This is a genomic window from Enterobacter cloacae complex sp. 2021EL-01169 (assembly GCF_020733125.1).
Classification (GTDB): domain Bacteria; phylum Pseudomonadota; class Gammaproteobacteria; order Enterobacterales; family Enterobacteriaceae; genus Enterobacter; species Enterobacter roggenkampii.
Genome location: NZ_JAJFTC010000007.1, coordinates 211,990 through 232,115 on the forward strand (window position 1 = coordinate 211,990; position 20,126 = coordinate 232,115).

At 56.9% G+C, this 20,126-nt stretch carries 15 protein-coding genes and 3 tRNA genes; 6 read left to right on the top strand and 12 right to left on the bottom strand.

Translation table 11 applies throughout. The features are described 5' to 3' along the window. Positions 1–57: 57 nt before the first annotated feature. The 6 genes from hfq to nnr form a co-directional block, all read right to left on the bottom strand. Positions 58–369: an RNA chaperone Hfq gene (hfq, locus tag LLF79_RS17825; protein ID WP_008502919.1), complete on the bottom strand. Its 312-nt coding sequence runs from the start codon at positions 367–369 to the stop codon at positions 58–60. Between the two features lie 85 nt (positions 370–454). Further along, entirely contained in the window at positions 455–1,405 is a 951-nt protein-coding gene (gene miaA, locus LLF79_RS17830; RefSeq protein WP_008502920.1) for a tRNA (adenosine(37)-N6)-dimethylallyltransferase MiaA, read from the bottom strand. Next, positions 1,398–3,242, bottom strand: coding sequence for a DNA mismatch repair endonuclease MutL (gene mutL, locus LLF79_RS17835; protein WP_227880062.1), 1,845 nt, complete (start codon positions 3,240–3,242; stop codon positions 1,398–1,400). Before mutL ends, miaA begins: the two co-directional genes overlap by 8 nt. Positions 3,243–3,251: 9 nt before the next feature. After that, positions 3,252–4,586: an N-acetylmuramoyl-L-alanine amidase AmiB gene (gene amiB, locus LLF79_RS17840; protein WP_227880064.1), complete on the bottom strand. Its 1,335-nt coding sequence runs from the start codon at positions 4,584–4,586 to the stop codon at positions 3,252–3,254. A 16-nt stretch (positions 4,587–4,602) separates the two neighbouring features. Next, a complete protein-coding gene (tsaE, locus tag LLF79_RS17845) occupies positions 4,603–5,064 on the bottom strand; it encodes a tRNA (adenosine(37)-N6)-threonylcarbamoyltransferase complex ATPase subunit type 1 TsaE (protein WP_008502923.1) in 462 nt (153 codons plus the stop codon). Next, positions 5,057–6,580, bottom strand: coding sequence for a bifunctional ADP-dependent NAD(P)H-hydrate dehydratase/NAD(P)H-hydrate epimerase (gene nnr / locus LLF79_RS17850; protein ID WP_227880082.1), 1,524 nt, complete (start codon positions 6,578–6,580; stop codon positions 5,057–5,059). Before nnr ends, tsaE begins: the two co-directional genes overlap by 8 nt. On the opposite strand from nnr, the gene queG reads away from it, so the two are divergent. Next, positions 6,579–7,718 carry a tRNA epoxyqueuosine(34) reductase QueG gene (gene queG, locus LLF79_RS17855; RefSeq protein ID WP_219284245.1) on the top strand — a complete coding sequence of 380 codons (1,140 nt, stop codon included), beginning with the start codon at positions 6,579–6,581 and terminating at the stop codon, positions 7,716–7,718. The genes nnr and queG overlap by 2 nt on opposite strands. Positions 7,719–7,988: 270 nt before the next feature. Here the strand turns inward: queG and LLF79_RS17860 are convergent. The 4 genes from LLF79_RS17860 to orn all read right to left on the bottom strand — a co-directional run bounded on the left by LLF79_RS17860 (position 7,989) and on the right by orn (position 9,030). Beyond that, positions 7,989–8,064: transfer RNA gene (locus tag LLF79_RS17860), tRNA-Gly, on the bottom strand. 36 nt (positions 8,065–8,100) lie between these two features. Continuing rightward, positions 8,101–8,176, bottom strand: a tRNA-Gly gene (locus tag LLF79_RS17865). 36 nt (positions 8,177–8,212) lie between these two features. Further along, positions 8,213–8,288, bottom strand: a tRNA-Gly gene (locus LLF79_RS17870). A gap of 196 nt (positions 8,289–8,484) precedes the next feature. Further along, positions 8,485–9,030 (bottom strand): oligoribonuclease, encoded by a 546-nt coding sequence (orn, locus tag LLF79_RS17875; protein ID WP_008502926.1) that lies wholly within the window; start codon positions 9,028–9,030, stop codon positions 8,485–8,487. 107 nt (positions 9,031–9,137) lie between these two features. Here orn and rsgA point away from each other — a divergent pair, with 107 nt between their 5' ends. The 3 genes from rsgA to mscM all read left to right on the top strand — a co-directional run bounded on the left by rsgA (position 9,138) and on the right by mscM (position 14,599). After that, positions 9,138–10,190, top strand: a complete 1,053-nt coding sequence (rsgA, locus tag LLF79_RS17880; protein ID WP_008502927.1) for a small ribosomal subunit biogenesis GTPase RsgA — start codon at positions 9,138–9,140, stop codon at positions 10,188–10,190. Between the two features lie 97 nt (positions 10,191–10,287). Beyond that, complete coding sequence (gene asd / locus LLF79_RS17885) at positions 10,288–11,256, top strand: archaetidylserine decarboxylase (RefSeq protein ID WP_063453504.1); 969 nt, start codon at positions 10,288–10,290, stop codon at positions 11,254–11,256. Positions 11,257–11,275: 19 nt separating this feature from the next. After that, a complete protein-coding gene (gene mscM, locus LLF79_RS17890; RefSeq protein WP_008502929.1) occupies positions 11,276–14,599 on the top strand; it encodes a miniconductance mechanosensitive channel MscM in 3,324 nt (1,107 codons plus the stop codon). Between the two features lie 37 nt (positions 14,600–14,636). Here the strand turns inward: mscM and yjeM are convergent, their stop codons facing one another. Continuing rightward, positions 14,637–16,136, bottom strand: coding sequence for a glutamate/gamma-aminobutyrate family transporter YjeM (gene yjeM / locus LLF79_RS17895; RefSeq protein ID WP_039265374.1), 1,500 nt, complete (start codon positions 16,134–16,136; stop codon positions 14,637–14,639). Between the two features lie 177 nt (positions 16,137–16,313). Beyond that, the gene (gene epmA / locus LLF79_RS17900; protein ID WP_008502931.1) at positions 16,314–17,291 is read right to left on the bottom strand and encodes an elongation factor P--(R)-beta-lysine ligase; all 978 of its coding nucleotides are present in this window, start codon (positions 17,289–17,291) and stop codon (positions 16,314–16,316) included. A gap of 310 nt (positions 17,292–17,601) precedes the next feature. Between epmA and frdA the strand changes: the two genes are divergently transcribed. Together frdA and LLF79_RS17910 are read left to right on the top strand one after the other, a co-directional pair. After that, positions 17,602–19,392 (top strand): fumarate reductase (quinol) flavoprotein subunit, encoded by a 1,791-nt coding sequence (gene frdA, locus LLF79_RS17905; RefSeq protein WP_227880066.1) that lies wholly within the window; start codon positions 17,602–17,604, stop codon positions 19,390–19,392. Further along, positions 19,385–20,119, top strand: a complete 735-nt coding sequence (locus LLF79_RS17910) for a succinate dehydrogenase/fumarate reductase iron-sulfur subunit (RefSeq protein ID WP_021240721.1) — start codon at positions 19,385–19,387, stop codon at positions 20,117–20,119. The genes frdA and LLF79_RS17910 overlap by 8 nt, the downstream gene beginning before the upstream one ends. The last annotated feature ends 7 nt before the right edge of the window (positions 20,120–20,126 follow it).

Consider the following 20,126-nt stretch of genomic DNA (forward strand, 5'->3'; position numbering starts at 1 on the left):
AAGATCAGCGGGGAACGCAGGATCCCTGGCTCCCCGTGTGGATAACAGTGCGAAACCTTATTCGGTCTCGTCGCTGTCCTGCGCTGGCGTTGAAGAACCCTGCGCGTTGCTGCCATGATGGTAGTTACTACCTGTGCCGCCGCCAGCGTTATTGCTGTGATGAGATACCGGACGGGACGGAACAACTGTAGAAATAGCGTGCTTATAGACCATCTGACTGACCGTGTTTTTCAACAGAATCACGAACTGATCGAAAGACTCAATCTGACCTTGCAGCTTAATACCATTCACCAAATAAATAGAAACTGGAACACGTTCCCGACGCAATGCGTTCAGGAACGGATCTTGTAAAGATTGCCCCTTAGCCATTCTATCTTTTCCTTATATGCTTGTTTTGTACTTAGAACCTTGCGATTCTGAAAAATTGCGCACGATACGCCTCAATTGTACACATTCAGTGAGCGATATCACCAACAACCTCAATCACGTCGCTTAACGCCTGTTGTGGTTTTTCACTGTCTAACCAGTGAACCCCTTCCCAACCGCGCAACCAGGTGATCTGGCGCTTCGCTAACTGTCTCGTGGCGCAAACACCTCGATAAACCATTTCATCGTATGAAATCTCACCTTCAAGGTACGACCACATCTGGCGGTATCCCACACAACGAATGGAAGGCATGTCCGTATGCAAATCTCCACGGGCAAATAGCGCCCGCACTTCTGCTTCAAAATCTGAAGCTAACATCTGATGAAAACGCTGCTCAATTCGCTGATGGAGCAGTTCACGGCTCGCCGGGGCGATGGCGAACTGATGCACCTGATACGGCAGAGCGTCTCCTGACGTTTGCGTCAGTTCCGTTAAAGTTTTACCCGAAATGAAAAAAACTTCCAGTGCCCGGGAAAGCCTTTGCGGATCATTTGGATGGATCCGCGCTGCGGCAACCGGGTCAATCTCCGCCAGTTGCTGATGCAAAACGTCCCACCCCTGCTCTGCCGCCTGCTGCTCAATTTTCGCTCTTACTTCCGGGTCCGCGGATGGCAGAGGTGATAGCCCCTCCAGCAGCGCCTTGAAGTAGAGCATGGTTCCGCCAACCAACAGCGGTATACGCCCCGCCGCCGTTATCTCGGCCATCTCGGCTAAGGCATCCCGGCGAAAATCCGCTGCGGAGTAAGCCTGAGCCGGATCGAGGATATCCAGCAAACGGTGCGGTGCCGCGCGCAGTTCTTCTGCGTCAGGCTTCGCCGTGCCGATGTCCATCCCTCGGTAGATGAGGGCGGAGTCGACGCTAATCAACTCTACAGGCAAAACTTTACGCAACTCAATGGCGAGCGCCGTTTTGCCGGAGGCCGTTGGGCCCATTAAAAAAATTGCCTTAGGCAGGCTCGCCTTACTTACATCAATCATGTTTCAGGGCGTTCATCGCCGTTTTTAAATCAACAGGTTGTAATAACCCACCCGGCGGCGCTTTCACCAGATGCGGACAGAGGCGTTCAACCTCCGCCAGCACGCTGATGGCCTGTGCCATGCTCCACGGCGAGTGTTCGCTGGCCAGATGGCGGGCGATCCACTGCGCGGTGTTAGCGGCATCAAACGATGTTTGCTGCGCCAGGTAGCCTATCAGTTCAGGAATCAAGTTTTGTAAATTTTGTTGGCGTAAGGGTAAAGGCACTGCACGAATTGTCACATGTTGTGGTTCGAGCACAATTTCAATACCCATTTGCGCCAGCTGTGCTTCGGCACGCTGCAATATCCTTGTTTCATCTGTGGATATTTTCAGGCGAACCGGAATTAACAGCGGCTGCGCACAGGCGGCATTTTCGCCCGGCGTGAGCTGCACCTGTTTAAGCCAGCGTTCGGCAACCGGCAGAGCCAGAAGCATCAATTTGCCGTCACGTTCCAGCAGTGCCATATCCGGCGCGATAATCGTCAGCACCCGGCCAAAACTCTGGCTATGGCCGTCCAGAGAAGGCTGAGGTGCCGGAATGGGTTCTTTACGCTCTACGGCTGGCGTCTCCAGCAGTTTGCGGTACAACGCGCCCTGCTGCTTTTGATAGCCAGGCTGGGCATTCGGGTAGTTGGCACCCGTTGGACGCGGCGCGGCCCCTGCGGAGGAAAAGCGCGGCGCTTCCGGTTCACGCGCAACGGCAGGCTCCGCAAAATGGTTGCGGCCCGCAGCGACACGGTTTTCAGGAATTGGGCGCGGCGCAGGTTCTGCGTGTTCCAGCGGCAACGGCGTTTCACCCTGCTGCTGCAGCACGCTCAGCACGCCCTGATAGATAAAATCATGCACCAGTCGCGACTGGTGGAACCGCACTTCATGCTTGGCAGGATGGACGTTCACATCCACCTGATGCGGGTCGATGTCCAGATAAAGCACGAAAGCAGGCTGCTGATCGGCCCCGAGCTTGTCTTCGCAGGCCTGGCGAATGGCGTGATTGATGAGACGGTCGCGCATCATGCGGCCGTTGACGTAGCAATACTGGATCTCCGCAAACGCAGCGCTGCTCGCGTTCGGATCGGCTACCCAGCCGCGCAGCGCCAGATCGCCGTGCTGCCACTCAATGGCCAGCGCCTGTTCCAGAAACGGGGTCCCGCAAATGGCGCCCAGCCGTCGCTCTTTCTGTCCACCTTCTGCCACCGCGCGATACTGGCGCATCACCTTGCCGTTGTGGCTGAGGTTGATAGTGACATCGAAACGCGCCAGCGCGATACGGCGGATGATCTCGTCGATGTGTCCGAATTCGGTCTTCTCGGTCCGCATGAACTTGCGTCGGGCGGGGGTGTTGTAGAAGAGATCTAATACTTCAAGCGTCGTGCCGACAGGGTGCGCCGCGGGTTTGACCGTCACATCCATATCGCGCCCTTCGGCGTAAGCCTGCCAGGCTTCCTGCTGTTCGGCGGTACGGGAGGTCAGCGTTAAGCGCGAAACCGAGCTGATACTGGCCAGCGCTTCACCGCGAAAGCCGAGGCTAATAATCGCTTCCAGGTCATCCAGAGAAGCAATTTTACTGGTGGCGTGACGGGCCAGCGCCAGCGCCAGCTCCTCTTTTTTAATGCCGCAGCCGTTGTCGCGAATGCGGATAAGCTTCGCGCCACCGCGCTCGATATCAATATCGATGCGGGTCGCGCCCGCATCGAGGCTGTTTTCCACCAGCTCCTTCACAACCGACGCGGGACGTTCCACCACCTCACCGGCGGCGATTTGGTTCGCAAGCTGCGGCGGCAGAACCTGAATCGGCATGAATTCTCCTTAGTTGGTCGCGGTCATCTCACCCGGTAGCGCTGCGCTGGCCGTCTGGGCAGCGCCGCTCTGTGGCGCAGACTGCAGCGGATGGGCATCAAAGTATTTACGCAGACCGTTATAAATCGCTTCGGCAATTTGCTGCTGATAGCTGTCGCTTCCCAGCAGACGCTCTTCACCGTTGTTACTGATAAAGCCCGTCTCTACAAGGATGGACGGGATATCCGGCGAGCGCAGAACGCCGAGGCTGGCATGTTCAGGACGACGCTTATGCAGCACACCAATGCTTTGCAGCTGGTTCAATACGTTAGTGGCCACATCATACCCGACGCGCTGAGAATGACCGAACTGTAAATCCAGCACCGCCTGGCTGAGATACGGGTCTGACTGGCTGTTTGCCAGCACATCGCCCGCGCCGCCTAGCAGTTCAGACTGCTTCTCATGCTCTTCCAGCCAGTTGGCCATTTCGCTGTTGGCGCGACGGTTCGAGAGTACCCATACCGAGGCGCCGGTCGCGTTACGGTTTGGCGCAGCATCCGCGTGGATGGAGACCAGGAAGTTCGCATTCTGCTTGCGCGCGACGTCCGAACGCCCCATTACCGAAATGAAGTAATCCCCGTCGCGGGTCAACACGCCTTTGAACGTAGGGTCGTCGTTGAGCAGTGCACGCAATTTGCGGGCAATGGCGATGGTGACATTTTTCTCTTGCGTCCCACCCGGGCCAATCGCACCCGGGTCCTGTCCACCGTGACCGGCATCAATGGCGATAATCACTTTGTCACCGCTGGTCGCAGCACGGCGCGTACTCACCGCCGGACGGGTCACCGTATTGCTGCTGGTTGCCGCAGTGATGCGATCGTTCTGCGATTTAAACGGATTACGCGCGGGTTCAGCAGGACGCGGCGTATACACCGGTTCTTCCACGCGTTTGGCAACGACAGGCGGCGGTGGAGGCGGGACATCGGCATTGATGGTAAAGACCACCGTATAGTTCGCCCCGTTTTGCTGCTTCACCGCCTTCGTTTTGCCCTTTTCGGTCAGATCGACCACCAGGCGTAACGACTGGCTATCCTGCGGCGTACCAGAACGGATACTTTTCACCAGGTTGTTGCCGCTGAACTGCAGCGGGAGTCCCTGGATCACGCCTGTCTGTTTGATATCCAGCGCCACGCTGTGGCTGTCTGGCTGTGAAAACGCATACTCAGGATCGCCCATAAAGCTGAACGTGATCCGGGCCTGGCTTTCGCCGTTCGATACCTGAATATCTGAAAGATTTGCCGCCCCGGCCTGCGCGCACAGCAGCACGGTGGCAGCCAACAACCAACCTTTAACGCGATTTATCATCCCGTCATCCCTACGCTTAACCGGCCAGACGCGCCAGTAAGGAACTGCCTGATGAGGAAACAGCACTGATGCGTGCCTCACGCCCTTGAGCCTGGTAATCTAAGTGAATTTCGACATCCGGGTCAGGCAGCACACCCGCACCTTGTTGCGGCCACTCCACCAGGCAAATGGCGTCGTTGGCAAAATAATCACGGATCCCCATAAATTCCAGCTCCTCAGGATCCGCAAGGCGGTATAAATCGAAGTGGTACACCATGAGATTTTCAAGGGTGTACGGTTCTACCAGCGTGTAGGTTGGGCTTTTCACATTCCCGTTATGCCCTAACGCCTGCAAAAAACCCCGGCTGAAGGTGGTTTTACCCGCCCCTAAATCACCATACAGATAAATGACGGTTGCCCCCTGACAGGCCTGCGCCACGCGCTTGCCGAGATCTAAAGTGGCTTGTTCATCAGGTAAAGGAATCGCTCGATTAGTCATTTTCTACGTCAATCACATCCGGGTTAACTACACGCCGCAGCGTGCAAAAGAGATCGGTGGCCAGCATACCGCGCGTACCGTAACGCGCAGCCAGTTTATCTGCCGCAACGCCGTGGGCCACGCAGCCCGCACAGGCTGCATCATAAAGGGGAAGTTTCTGTCCAAGCAATGCGCCGATGATGCCGGAAAGCACATCGCCCATGCCGCCGCTCGCCATGCCCGCATTTCCGGCATCAATAATGCCCTGCGTCTCGTCACAGGCGACAACGGTTCCCGCCCCTTTTAAAACGGCAACACCTCCGTAACGTTTTACCAGACGCTGAGCAGAAAGTAAGCGATCGCTTTCAATTTCTGCCACGCTGCAGTTAAGCAGCCGCGCGGCTTCGCCGGGGTGTGGCGTCAGAATGCGATTGTGACGCTTATCCGGGTTTATTGCCAGAAGGTTAAGCGCGTCGGCATCCCACAGCATCGGTTTGCGAAAATTCTCGACCTTTTGCAGGGCCTGTTTACCCCACGCCTGCTGCCCAAGCCCGGGACCGATCACCACCACGTCCGCCCATTCGAGGCTTTCCTCCAGCGTCTGGAGCGTAAGCTCATGGACCATCAGCTCCGGTCGGGCGGTGATGATTGGCACAATATTCTCAATGCGAGTGAGCACTCGCACTAATCCGGCGCCGCTGCGCAGGGCTGCTTCACCGGTCATGCGAATCGCACCTGCCGTACCGTGGTCGCCGCCCACAATGACCAGCCTGCCGTGATCGCCCTTATGGGAGGTCGACCGGCGCGGCGGGAGCCACGCTGGGAGCTTCGAGGCGTCAAAGCGTGACAGTTTCGTTTCCTGCCCGGCCAGCCAGCTCTCCAGCCCCAGCGCACTGTGGTGCAACACGCCAACGACATCCCGCGCTTTGCCGGTCAGTAATCCTGGCTTGAGGGCAATAAAGGTTACCGTATGTGCCGCCTGAATCACTGCCCCCTGCGTCGCGCCGGTTTGTGCAATCAGGCCAGAGGGAATATCCAGGGCGACTACCGGCGCGGAATGTCTGTTAGCGCGTTCAATAAGCGCGGCAACGTTTTCGCGCGGCGCGCTGCGCAGCCCGGTGCCCAGCAGTCCGTCAACAATCAGATCAACATCCTCTGGCCAGACGATATCAGGCGCATGAATCACACCGCCGGCGTTCAGCCATGCCTCCCGCGCCGCGCTGGCCTCTTCCGGCAGCGGTTTATCACTTTCGAGAGCCAGCAAGGTCACGCGGATACCCGCAGCGACCGCGAGACGGGCGACGACGTAGCCGTCACCGCCGTTGTTGCCGTGCCCGCACAGAATCAGCCAGTGGGCGGCCTGCGGCCAGGCGCTACGGGCAACGTCAAACGCTGCCTCACCCGCGCGGAGCATCAGTTCATACAGGGTAATCCCGAGGCTGTCTGCAGCCTCTTTTTCGGCGCGCCGGAGGTCATCCGCATGCCAGATGGAATGTGGTATACTTGCGGGGTTTTTCTTCACCGTATGGTCCGTTATGTCACAGCCCCTCGATCTCAATGAATTAGCGCAAAAAATCAAACGGTGGGGTGCTGAGCTTGGCTTCCAGAAGGTAGGCATTACCGATACCGACCTCTCCGCCAGCGAGCCCAAACTGCAGGCCTGGCTGGACAAACAATACCACGGCGAAATGGAGTGGATGGCGCGTCATGGCATGATGCGCGCCCGTCCACACGAGCTTTTGCCGGGCACATTACGCGTCATCAGCGTGCGCATGAACTACCTGCCCGCCAACGCGGCCTTTGCGCGCACGCTCAAAGACCCCTCGCTGGGTTACGTTAGCCGGTACGCCCTCGGTCGTGATTACCATAAGCTTCTGCGTAACCGTTTAAAAAAACTCGGGGAAACTATTCAGCAGCACTGTGTTTCGCTGAATTTTAGACCCTTTGTCGATTCCGCGCCTATTCTTGAGCGTCCGATCGCCGAAAAAGCCGGGCTTGGCTGGACAGGTAAGCACTCACTTATTCTTAGCCGCGACGCCGGATCGTTCTTCTTCCTCGGTGAACTGCTGATTGATTTACCGCTGCCGGTAGACGGCCCGGTAGAGGAAGGCTGTGGCCGCTGCGTGGCCTGTATGACCATCTGCCCCACCGGCGCCATCGTTGAGCCTTACACCGTTGATGCGCGCCGCTGTATCTCCTACCTCACGATCGAACTGGAAGGCGCCATTCCAGAGGAGTTCCGACCGCTTATCGGCAACCGCATCTACGGCTGCGACGATTGCCAGCTCATCTGCCCGTGGAACCGCTATTCACAGCTCACCGACGAAGAGGATTTCAGCCCGCGCAAGGCGCTCCATGCCCCGCCGCTCGCTGAACTGTTCGCCTGGACCGAAGCCTGGTTCCTGAAAGTGACGGAGGGTTCGGCCATCCGCCGTATCGGCCATCTGCGCTGGCTGCGAAATGTGGCCGTCGCGCTGGGGAATGCCCCGTGGGATGAAGCGAATATTCGGGCGCTTGAAAGCCGTAGAGGTGAGCACCCACTTCTTGATGAACACATAGAATGGGCGATTGCGCAGCAAGTTGAGAAACGTAATGCCTGTGTGGTCGAGGTGCAGCTACCGAAGAAACAGCGTCTGGTGAGGGTGATTGAAAAAGGGCTTCCGCGGGATGCCTGAACTATTCACAGCCTGTGAATAAAATTACAAACTCAAGCGCCATCAGGGCTGGAGAAGAGTTCAAGTGATCTCAATAACATTTTGAAATCAAATTTTATTAAGTAAATACAGTATCTTATGAAGATATTATTCACCCTGCTAAGTTTTAACCCTGTTTCGGTTAAGCGCAGTTTCTGTGGATAACTCTGTTCACAAGAGTATTTCAGAGAAAACAGAAAACGTCCCCAGCGATTCTTTTCGCTGTGGATATTTTAGAGATGAAGAAGAATTTGGAGCGGGAAACGAGACTCGAACTCGCGACCCCGACCTTGGCAAGGTCGTGCTCTACCAACTGAGCTATTCCCGCTTGGGTGGTCCGTGCTGTGGAAGCACTTTCAAATTTTGGAGCGGGAAACGAGACTCGAACTCGCGACCCCGACCTTGGCAAGGTCGTGCTCTACCAACTGAGCTATTCCCGCTTGGGCAGTCTGTGCTGTGAAAGCACTTTCAAATTTTGGAGCGGGAAACGAGACTCGAACTCGCGACCCCGACCTTGGCAAGGTCGTGCTCTACCAACTGAGCTATTCCCGCAAATCTGCACTGCTTTTGTTGCTGTCGTAACGTGTAATTCTCTGTCGTTACGGGAGGCGCATTATACGAGAAATCCTTTTAGCTGCAACCCCCCTTAAAGCGATTTTTTCGAAATTCAGTTCAAATGCTTATTTAATCGGCAAGCTGCACAATTTAACGACAAAAACCCGGCCACGCAAGGCGCCGGATCTCAAAATCACAGCTTAATAAAGTTTTCGCGGTAGTAAGAAAGCTCCGCCACGGACTCTCGGATATCGTCCATCGCCTGGTGCGTCCCCTGCTTTTTAAAGCCGTCGAGGATTTCAGGCTTCCAGCGACGCGCCAGCTCTTTCAGCGTGCTGACATCCAGATAGCGGTAGTGGAAGTAAGACTCCAGCTCCGGCATGTACTTAAACAGGAAACGACGATCCTGGCCGATGCTATTCCCACAAATAGGTGATTTGCCCGCCGGAACCCACTGTTTCAGGAACTCAAGCGTCGCCAGCTCCGCCTCACGGTCACCCATGGTGCTCGCCTTCACGCGCTCCACCAGGCCACTGCCGGTGTGGGTACGCACGTTCCACTCGTCCATCAACGCCAGCTGGTCATCAGACTGATGCACCGCAATCGTAGGCCCTTCCGCCAGGATATTCAGGTTGGCGTCCGTCACCAGGGTTGCAATTTCAATGATGCGATCGCGCTCGGGATCCAGCCCGGTCATTTCGAGATCGATCCAAATCAGGTTGTTTTCATCCGCGCTCATGTTATTTTCCACCCTTCTCGCATAACCGGCAGTAGCAGGTTAACTAGTATTAATTAGAGTGTATCATAGAGGTTTTGCCCCCTACGGGCGACCAGGAGCCAGTGCGATTGAGTAAAAATAAACTCTCCAAAGGGCAGCAGCGCCGCGTGAATGCCAATCACCAGCGCCGTCTTAAAACCACTGCGGAGAAGGTCGATTACGACGACAACCTGTTTGGCGACCCAACGGAAGGCGTAGTCATCAGCCGTTTCGGTATGCACGCTGACGTGGAATCCGCCGATGGTGCGATTCACCGCTGCAACATCCGCCGGACCATTCGTTCTCTGGTGACCGGCGACCGGGTCGTCTGGCGACCGGGTAAAGAGGCGGCGGAAGGCGTAACGGTAAAAGGTATTGTTGAAGCGGTCCATGAGCGTACGTCCGTGTTAACCCGTCCCGATTTCTACGACGGGGTCAAACCGATTGCCGCCAACATTAACCAGATTGTTATCGTATCGGCGATTTTGCCCGAACTGTCGCTCAATATTATCGACCGATACCTCGTCGCCTGCGAAACGCTGCAGGTTGAACCGATCATCGTGCTGAACAAAATCGATCTGCTGGACGACGACGGAATGGCCTTCGTCAATGAGCAGATGGATATCTATCGCAAAATTGGCTATCGCGTCCTGATGGTCTCCAGCTACACCAAAGATGGCCTGAAACCGCTTGAAGAGGCACTGACCGACCGCATCAGCATCTTTGCGGGCCAGTCCGGCGTGGGTAAATCGAGCCTGCTGAACAACCTGCTTGGCCTTCAGCAAGAGATCCTCACCAACGATGTGTCTGACGTCTCGGGCCTCGGCCAGCACACCACCACCGCGTCACGCCTGTATCACTTCCCACATGGCGGCGACGTGATCGACTCCCCGGGCGTGCGAGAGTTCGGTTTATGGCACCTTGAGCCGGAACAAATCTTTAACGGATTTGTCGAATTCCATGATTATTTAGGCGCTTGCAAGTACCGCGACTGTAAACACGATAACGACCCAGGCTGCGCTATCCGTGAAGCGGTTGAGAAAGGCGAAATCGCGGAGACCCGCTTCGAGAATTATCACCGCATTCTTGAGAGCATGGATCAGGTAAAAACGCGTAAAAACTTTTCTGATTCTGATAACTGACAACTAAGCTAAGCATCGCTAAAATCGTCCCCTTTTTTCAGGTTCCGGTGGCTTACCGCCGGATCAGGAACGACAAAACAATGGCCTGGAGGCTACCTTGTTAAACGCATTTAAACTTTCGCTTCAATACATTCTGCCAAAACTGTGGCTCACTCGCCTGGCGGGCTGGGGCGCGAGCAAACGCGCAGGCTGGCTGACCAAACTGGTCATCGACCTTTTCGTAAAATATTACAAGGTCGACATGAAAGAGGCGCAGAAGCCGGATACCGCCAGCTACCGCACCTTCAACGAATTCTTCGTGCGCCCGCTGCGTGACGACGTGCGCCCGGTGAACACCGACCCTAACGTCCTGGTGATGCCGGCAGACGGCGTGATCAGCCAGTTGGGTAACATCGAAGACGACAAAATTCTGCAGGCGAAGGGCCATAACTACAGCCTGGAAGCGCTGCTGGCGGGTAACTACCTGATGGCGGATCTGTTCCGCAACGGTACCTTTGCCACCACCTATCTGTCACCGCGCGACTACCACCGCGTGCACATGCCGTGTAACGGCATCCTGCGTGAAATGATTTACGTCCCGGGCGATCTGTTCTCCGTGAACCACCTGACCGCGCAGAACGTGCCAAACCTGTTTGCCCGTAACGAGCGCGTCATCTGCCTGTTCGATACTGAATTTGGCCCTATGGCCCAGATTCTGGTCGGTGCGACCATCGTCGGCAGCATCGAAACCGTCTGGGCAGGCACCATCACCCCGCCGCGCGAAGGCGTGATCAAACGCTGGACCTGGCCTGCCGGTGAAGCGGAAGGTTCCGTGGCCCTGCTCAAAGGTCAGGAGATGGGCCGCTTTAAGCTGGGCTCCACCGTGATCAACCTGTTTGCGCCGGGCAAAGTGAAGCTGGCTGAACAGCTTGAAAGCCTGTCGGTGACAAAGCTGGGCCAGCCGCTGGCGGTCTCTACCGAAACCTTCGTGACGCCGGAGGCAGAACCGGCTCCGCTGTCACAAGAAGAGATTCACGCCGAGCACGACGCCAGCCCACTGGTTGACGACAAAAAAGACGAAGGCTAACAACAGAAGGATCGCTGACGTGCGCCCGATTATCGTTCTACTGATGGCCTGGTGCCTCAGCATGGGGGCGTACGCAGCGACAGCCCCCGACGCCAAACAGATAACCCAGGAACTGGAGCAGGCAAAAGCGGCCAAACCCGCTCAGCCAGAGACCGTCGAGTCGCTCCAGTCCGCACTGAACGCGCTTGAGGAGCGGAAAGGCTCGCTTGAGCGCGCTCAGCAGTATCAGCAGGTTATCGACAACTTCCCCAAACTCTCGCAGACGCTGCGCGCGCAGCTCAATAACTTGCGCGACGAACCGCGCGATGTGCCGGCAGGGATGACCTCCGACGCGCTGAACCAGGAGATCCTGCAGGTCAGCAGCCAGCTTCTGGAAAAGAGCCGCCTTGCTCAGCAGGAGCAGGAGCGAGCGCGCGAAATTGCCGACTCCCTCAGCCAGCTTCCGCAGCAGCAAACCGACGCCCGCCGCCAGCTTAATGAAGTTGAGCGCCGCGTGGGGACACAAAACGGCAACACGCCACAGGCGCAGGCCCAAAATCTGGGCCTGCAGGCAGAATCAGCTCGCCTGAAGGCCCTTGTCGATGAGCTCGAGCTGGCGCAGCTTTCCGCCAATAACCGCCAGGAGCTGTCGCGGATGCGCTCAGAACTCGCTCAAAAGCAGAGCGAGCAGCTGGACGCCTATCTTCAGGCCTTGCGCAACCAGCTCAATAGCCAGCGCCAGCGTGAAGCGGAGCGCGCGCTGGAAAGTACCGAGCTGCTGGCAGAAAATAGCGATAACCTGCCTGCCGGCATCGTCGAGCAGTTTAAGGTCAACCGTGAGCTTTCGGCCGCGCTGAATCAACAGGCGCAGCGTATGGATCTGGTGGCCTCGCAGCAGCGTCAAGCCACTAATCAAACCCTTCAGGTTCGCCAGGCGCTCAACACCCTGCGCGAACAGTCCCAGTGGCTCGGATCGTCAAACCTGCTGGGCGAAGCGCTACGCGCCCAGGTCGCGCGCCTGCCGGAGATGCCGAAGCCGCAGCAGCTGGATACCGAAATGGCCCAGCTACGCGTTCAGCGACTGCATTTTGAAGATCTTCTCAATAAGCAGCCGCAAATCCGCCAGATCCGTCAGGCTGACGGACAGCCTCTGACCAGCGAGCAAAGCCGCATTCTGGAAGCCCAGCTGCGTACCCAGCGTGAACTGCTGAACTCTCTGCTCCAGGGCGGGGATACGCTGATTCTTGAGCTGACCAAGCTAAAAGTGTCCAACAGCCAGCTGGAAGATGCCCTGAAAGAGGTGAACGAGGCGACGCACCGTTATCTCTTCTGGACGTCCGACGTGCGTCCGATGACCTTCTCGTGGCCAATTGAGATTGTCCAGGATCTGCGTCGTCTGATTTCGCTCGATACCTTCAGCCAGCTGGGACAGGCCAGCGTGATGATGCTCACCAGCAAAGAGACCATTTTCCCGCTGCTGGGGGCGTTAATTCTGGTGGGCTTCAGCATTTACTCGCGCAGACATTTCACCCGCTTCCTCGAGCGTTCCAGCTCCCGAGTGGGGAAGGTTACCCAGGATCACTTCTGGCTGACGTTGCGCACCGTATTCTGGTCGATTCTCGTCGCCTCCCCGCTGCCGGTGCTGTGGATGACGCTGGGCTATGGCCTGCGGGAAGCCTGGCCCTATCCGCTCGCGGTAGCGATTGGCGATGGCGTCACCGCCACGGTACCGCTGCTGTGGGTGGTAATGATTTGCGCCACCTTTGCGCGACCCAATGGCCTGTTCATCGCCCACTTTGGCTGGCCGCGTAATCGCGTGGCGCGCGCCATGCGTTACTATCTGATGAGCATCGGTCTGATTGTGCCGCTGATTATGGCGCTGATCATGTTCGATAATCTCAACGACCGGGAGTTTTCAGGCTCGCTGGGCCGCCTCTGCTTTATGCTGATATGCGGAGCGCTGGCCATCGTCACGCTCAGCCTGAAGCGCGCGGGTATTCCGCTCTATCTGGATAAAACCGGCAGCGGCGACAATATGTTCAACCGGCTGCTCTGGAACCTGCTGCTCAGCGCACCGTTGATTGCGATGCTGGCAGCCGCGGTGGGTTACCTGGCGACGTCGCAGGCGCTGTTGGCACGTCTCGAAACCTCGGTGGCCATCTGGTTCCTGCTGCTGGTGGTGTATCACGTTATCCGCCGCTGGATGCTGATCCAGCGCCGCCGTCTGGCGTTTGACCGTGCCAAGCATCGCCGGGCGGAGATCCTCGCCCAGCGCGCGCGGGGTGAGGAAGAGCCAAACCACGTTAACAGTACGGAAGGTACGACGGAGGCGGATGAGGTCGAACTGGATCTGGATGCCATCAGTACCCAGTCCCTGCGTCTGGTTCGCTCCATCCTGATGCTGATTGCCCTCCTGTCGGTCATCTTCCTGTGGTCGGAGATCCACTCGGCATTTGGCTTCCTGGAGAACATCTCGCTGTGGGACGTGACCTCTACGGTGCAGGGCGTTGAAAGCCTGGAGCCGATCACCTTAGGGGCGGTGCTGATTGCCATTCTGGTGCTGATCATCACCACCCAACTTGTGCGCAACTTCCCGGCACTGCTGGAGCTGGCGCTGCTGCAGCATCTGGATTTAACGCCGGGTACGGGCTATGCAATCACGACCATTACCAAGTATCTGATCATGCTGTTTGGCGGTCTGGTTGGCTTCTCGATGATCGGCATTGAGTGGTCGAAGCTCCAGTGGCTCGTCGCAGCGCTCGGCGTTGGATTAGGTTTTGGTTTACAGGAGATCTTCGCCAACTTCATCTCGGGCCTGATTATTCTGTTCGAAAAGCCGATCCGCATTGGCGATACCGTCACCATCCGCGATCTGACCGGCAGCATCACGAAGATCAACACCCGAGCGACGACGATCAGCGACTGGGATCGGAAAGAGATCATCGTGCCAAACAAGGCGTTTATTACCGAGCAGTTCATCAACTGGTCGCTCTCAGACTCCGTTACCCGTGTGGTGCTGACGGTACCGGCACCGTCGGACGCGAACAGCGAAGAGGTCACCCAGATCCTCTACACTGCCGCGGAGCGCTGCTCGCTGGTCATCGACAACCCGGCGCCGGAAGTCTTCCTTGTGGATTTACAGCAGGGGATTCAGATTTTCGAGCTGCGTATCTACGCCGCCGAAATGGGCCACCGTATGCCGCTGCGCCATGAGATCCACCAGCTGATTCTGGCGGGCTTCCGCGAGCACGGTATTGATATGCCGTTCCCACCGTTCCAGATGCGTCTGGAAAGCCTGGACGGGCGTAAAACGGGAAGAACGCTGACGTCAGCGGCGCGTACGCGCCCGGCGGGCAGCTTATAACGCGTCTCCCCTCCCTTTCGGGAGGGGAATATTCCCGCTACGCCACTTCTGCGATGTACGCCGTCGCGCGTCGACGGTAATTCTCATAAATCCCCATCGCCAGCAGCGAGAAGAAGATTGGGCCGCCCACCATCCACAGCGCGCTGTTCCAGTCGTTCGCCTCAATCACCGGCTGAATGATGGTGAAAATATTGGCAAACGCCACCACCAGCAGCACCACCGTGGTGGCCAACAGCGTTGCCGCGCGGGTTTTGAAGATCACAAACGGACGCTCAAGATCCTGCTTTGCCTTAAAGAACGGGAATGCCAGGGTCAGAAACAGGTACGGCAGCGTCATCGACACGTTCGCCATCAGGGTCAGCTTGTTATAGAACGCCGATGCGGTATCACCGCCAAATGACACCAGCAGAATAAACATGCACACCAGCAGACACTGCATCCACATGGCGTTGGCAGGCATGCCTGCGGTATTGAGCTGGGTCATGCGTCCCGGCCACAGCGCTTTTGGCGTACCCTGGATGATCGCTTTCAGCGGCGAGTAGATCAGCGTGAAGAATGCGCCGGTATAAGCAAGGAACATCGACAGGCCGGTAATGCGCGCAAACCAGATCCCCATGGTGGCCGATGCTTCCGGCGTCAGGTGCATGGCGTTACCCAGCGTCATCCCCAGGCTTTTCATCAGCACGTAGGTAATGTTCCCGAGGTTGGTGGTGTTGTTACTCAATACCTGCTGCCAGTTGGTGCTGACGCCCCAGAGGAAAATCGCCAGTGAATAGCCGATGGAAATCACGATAGCGGCAAAAATAATCCCTTTGGCAAAGTTCTTTTCCGGGTTCTCGGTCTTGTCGACCAGCCCGCCCACCGCTTCAATACCGCCGTAGGCGAAGATGGCAAACACCACGAAGGAGAGCATGGCCAGCCCGGACTGGTAACCTGGATTAGGCGAGGAAACGAAGTTCACCTCCTGCGCAAAATGACCACCGTTCAGACACAGAATGGCAATACTCACCAACAGCAGCACCAGGTTCAGGCACATCACGGAAATACCGCCAACGGCAGTGATACGGGCAATTTTGTTGATGCCTTTTGACGCCACCAGCGTGACCACCACCATCCAGCATACCGCCAGAATCCCGACGACCTGCGTGGAGCTCAGCCCCGCCAGAGACCAGACCTGCGTTTTATCGGCACCGAAAAGAAACGTGGAGAATGGCACCCAGACTTTGGCCGCCGTGCTGACCATCCAGACGACATAAGAGGAGAACCACATAAACGTGCCGATAAAGGCATAACGCGGGCCGACGCTGTTGTTCATCCATGAGTAGATCCCGCCCTCTTCTTTCCGGTAAGCCGAGCCCATCTCCGCCATCATCAGCGCAAACGGGATAAAGAAGAACAGAGCCGAAACGATATAAAACGGCGTCGCGCTGTAACCCATCAGATAGAACGCTGACGGGCTGTTGGCAAAACCAAAGACTGAGGTAAATATCATCAGGATGAGCCCGGTGAGGGTCATCTTTTTGAGTGACTGGGACATAGAACCATCCGAAAAGGAATTAAACTGCGCGGATGGTAGCAGATGACCAGACTAATATTGTGGCTATAAGGGGAAAATTAAGAAAAAGACCCGTATATTAATAATATGGCAGTTTTTAATGTGGCAGGGCCAATGACCGAGCAGGCCGGGTAAGCGACAGCGCCACCCGGCAATTCTTTAAGCGCGATCGACCGTAAAGGCAATCACATCGCCAAGCTGCTCTGCGCCCAGAGCCAGCATGACCAGACGGTCAACACCCAGCGCCACGCCGGAGCAATCCGGCAGACCTGCTTTTAATGCTTCAAGCAGATTAACATCTATAGGCTGCTGCGGCAGGCCGCGCGCGGCGCGCTTGCGGTTATCCTGCTCGAAACGCTGCGCCTGCTCGCGCGCGTCGGTCAATTCGTGGAAGCCGTTCGCCAGCTCAATGCCTTTGTAATAGACCTCAAAACGCTCTGCCACACGGTGGTCTTCGGTGCTGATCTGCGCCAGTGACGCCTGGCTTGCCGGGAAGTGATAGACAAACGTCGGACGGTCTTTGCCAATCTGCGGTTCCACGCCGAAGGTGAACAGCAGCTGCAGCAGCGTGTCGCGGTCCTCTTCGGTATCTGCCACGTTGCTCAGATCCAGTTTTGCCGCCACTTCGCGCAGCAGGGTTTTGTCCGCCGACAGCGGATCGATTTCCAGATGGCGCTGGAAGGCCTGCTGATAAGAGAGCGTTTCCGCTTCTGAGCAATCCAGAACCTGCTGAAGCAGATCGTCCACCTCATTCATCAGGCGGTACATATCATAATGCGGGCGGTACCACTCCAGCATGGTGAATTCCGGATTGTGGTGACGACCCATCTCTTCGTTGCGGAAGCTACGGCACAGCTGATAGACCGGACCACATCCCGCCGCCAGCAGGCGTTTCATGTGGTATTCCGGGCTGGTCATCAGATACAAATTCATGCCCTGAGAGTGGCCGGGGCCAACAAAACGGGTTTCAAACGGGACCAGATGAATATCCGTTACCGTTGCCTGACTCATGCACGGGGTTTCCACCTCCAGGACGCCGCGGTCGGCAAAGAAACGGCGGATCTCCGTCATAATTGCAGCGCGTTTTAACAGATTAGGGATGGATGCGCTCGGCTCCCAGGTGGCCGTTTCGCTCATGAGTTGTTCTCCGATTTCAGACAAGGGCACGAAGTCTACTCGTTAGCAGGGACAGAGACAAATTTTGCGCAGTAAAAAAGCGCATTTCATTTAGGTGAACAATTGCGTGATGCAATTCATCAATCTCAATGATAAATCGCCGGACAGAACAGCAAAAAAATCGAACACGTCAAATTTCCCTGACATCTACACGGTTATACTGTTTTACCCATAAAGGAGCAGTGGAAACGCTTTCGCAATCGTCCTTTTGGACGGGTGAACTACCTTTAGTTTGTCGCGTTGCGAAATAACAAAAATCTGGAGGAATGTCGTGCAAACTTTTCAGGCCGATCTTGCCGTAATAGGCGCTGGCGGGGCTGGATTACGTGCTGCGATTGCTGCAGCGCAAGCTAATCCCAACGCTAAAATCGCATTGATTTCAAAAGTCTATCCAATGCGCAGCCACACGGTGGCCGCAGAAGGAGGATCCGCCGCCGTTGCGCAGGATCATGACAGCTTTGAATACCATTTCCACGACACGGTTGCAGGGGGCGACTGGCTTTGCGAACAGGATGTCGTTGATTACTTCGTGCATCATTGCCCAACGGAGATGACCCAGCTGGAACAGTGGGGATGCCCGTGGAGCCGCCGTCCGGACGGGAGCGTCAACGTCCGCCGCTTCGGTGGCATGAAGATCGAACGCACCTGGTTTGCCGCCGATAAGACCGGCTTCCACATGCTGCACACCCTGTTCCAGACCTCCCTTCAGTTCCCACAAATCCAGCGCTTTGATGAGCATTTCGTCCTCGACATTCTGGTGGATGATGGACACGCGCGCGGCCTGGTGGCGATGAACATGATGGAAGGCACGCTCGTCCAGATCCGCGCCAATGCGGTGGTGATGGCGACGGGCGGTGCGGGCCGCGTTTATCGTTATAACACCAACGGCGGCATCGTTACCGGCGACGGTATGGGTATGGCGCTCAGCCACGGCGTGCCGCTGCGCGATATGGAGTTCGTGCAGTATCACCCAACCGGTCTGCCGGGCTCCGGCATTCTGATGACGGAAGGCTGCCGCGGTGAAGGCGGTATCCTGGTCAACAAAAACGGCTACCGCTACCTGCAGGATTACGGCATGGGCCCGGAAACCCCGCTCGGCGAGCCGAAGAACAAGTACATGGAGCTCGGCCCGCGCGACAAAGTCTCTCAGGCTTTCTGGCACGAGTGGCGCAAAGGCAACACTATCTCCACGCCGCGCGGCGACGTGGTTCACCTCGACCTGCGTCACCTGGGCGAGAAAAAGCTGCTGGAGCGTCTGCCGTTCATCTGCGAGCTGGCGAAAGCCTACGTCGGCGTCGATCCGGTGAAAGAGCCGATTCCAGTCCGCCCAACGGCGCACTACACCATGGGCGGGATCGAAACCGACCAGCAGTGTGAAACCCGTATTAAGGGTCTGTTCGCCGTCGGTGAATGTTCCTCCGTGGGCCTGCACGGTGCCAACCGCCTCGGCTCAAACTCGCTGGCCGAGCTGGTGGTCTTTGGCCGCATGGCGGGCGAGCGCGCGATGGAACGCGCGGCAACCGCAGGCGAAGCTAACGGTGCCGCGGTGGATGCGCAGGTCGCAGACGTTGAAAAACGCCTGAAAGATCTGGTGAACCAGGAAGGTAACGAGAACTGGTCTAAGATCCGCGACGAGATGGGCCTGTCGATGGAAGAAGGTTGCGGTATCTACCGTACCCCTGAGCTGATGCAAAAAACCGTCGATAAGCTGGCGGAACTGCAGGAGCGCTTCAAGCGCGTGCGCATCACCGACACCTCCAGCGTCTTCAACACCGACCTGCTCTATACCATCGAGCTGGGCCACGGCCTGAACGTGGCGGAATGTATGGCGCACTCTGCGCTGGCGCGTAAAGAGTCGCGTGGGGCGCACCAGCGTCTTGATGAAGGCTGTACCGAACGTGACGACGTCAACTTCCTGAAACACACTCTCGCCTGGCGCGATGCGGATGGCACCACACGTCTGGACTACAGCGACGTGAAAATCACCACGCTGCCGCCGGCTAAACGCGTGTACGGTGCAGAAGCAGAAGCCGCCGAGAAGAAGGAGAAGGCGAATGGCTGAGATGCAAAAACTGAAAGTTGAAGTGGTGCGCTACAACCCGGAAGTGGATGCCGCACCGCACAGCGCTTTCTATGAAGTTCCTTACGACGAGCAAACCTCCCTGCTGGACGCGCTCGGGTATATCAAAGACAACCTGGCACCAGACCTGAGCTACCGCTGGTCCTGCCGCATGGCGATCTGCGGCTCCTGCGGCATGATGGTCAACAAGGTGCCGAAGCTGGCCTGTAAGACCTTCCTGCGTGACTACACCAAAGGCATCAAGGTCGAAGCCCTGGGCAACTTCCCTATCGAGCGCGATCTGGTGGTCGATATGACCCACTTTATCGAAAGCCTGGAAGCCATTAAGCCTTACATTATTGGCAACCCGCGCACGCCGGATCAGGGGCCAAACAACCAGACTCCAGCTCAGATGGCGAAATACCATCAGTTCTCCGGCTGCATCAACTGCGGTCTTTGCTACGCCGCCTGTCCGCAGTTTGGCCTGAACCCCGAGTTCATCGGCCCGGCCGCCATTACGCTGGCGCACCGCTATAACGAAGACAGCCGCGACCACGGTAAAAAAGAACGTATGGCGCAGCTTAACAGCCAGAACGGCGTCTGGACCTGTACCTTTGTGGGTTATTGCTCCGAAGTCTGTCCGAAGCACGTCGACCCGGCCGCCGCCATTCAGCAGGGTAAAGTGGAAAGCTCGAAAGACTTTCTTATCGCTACCCTGAAACCACGCTAAGGAGTGC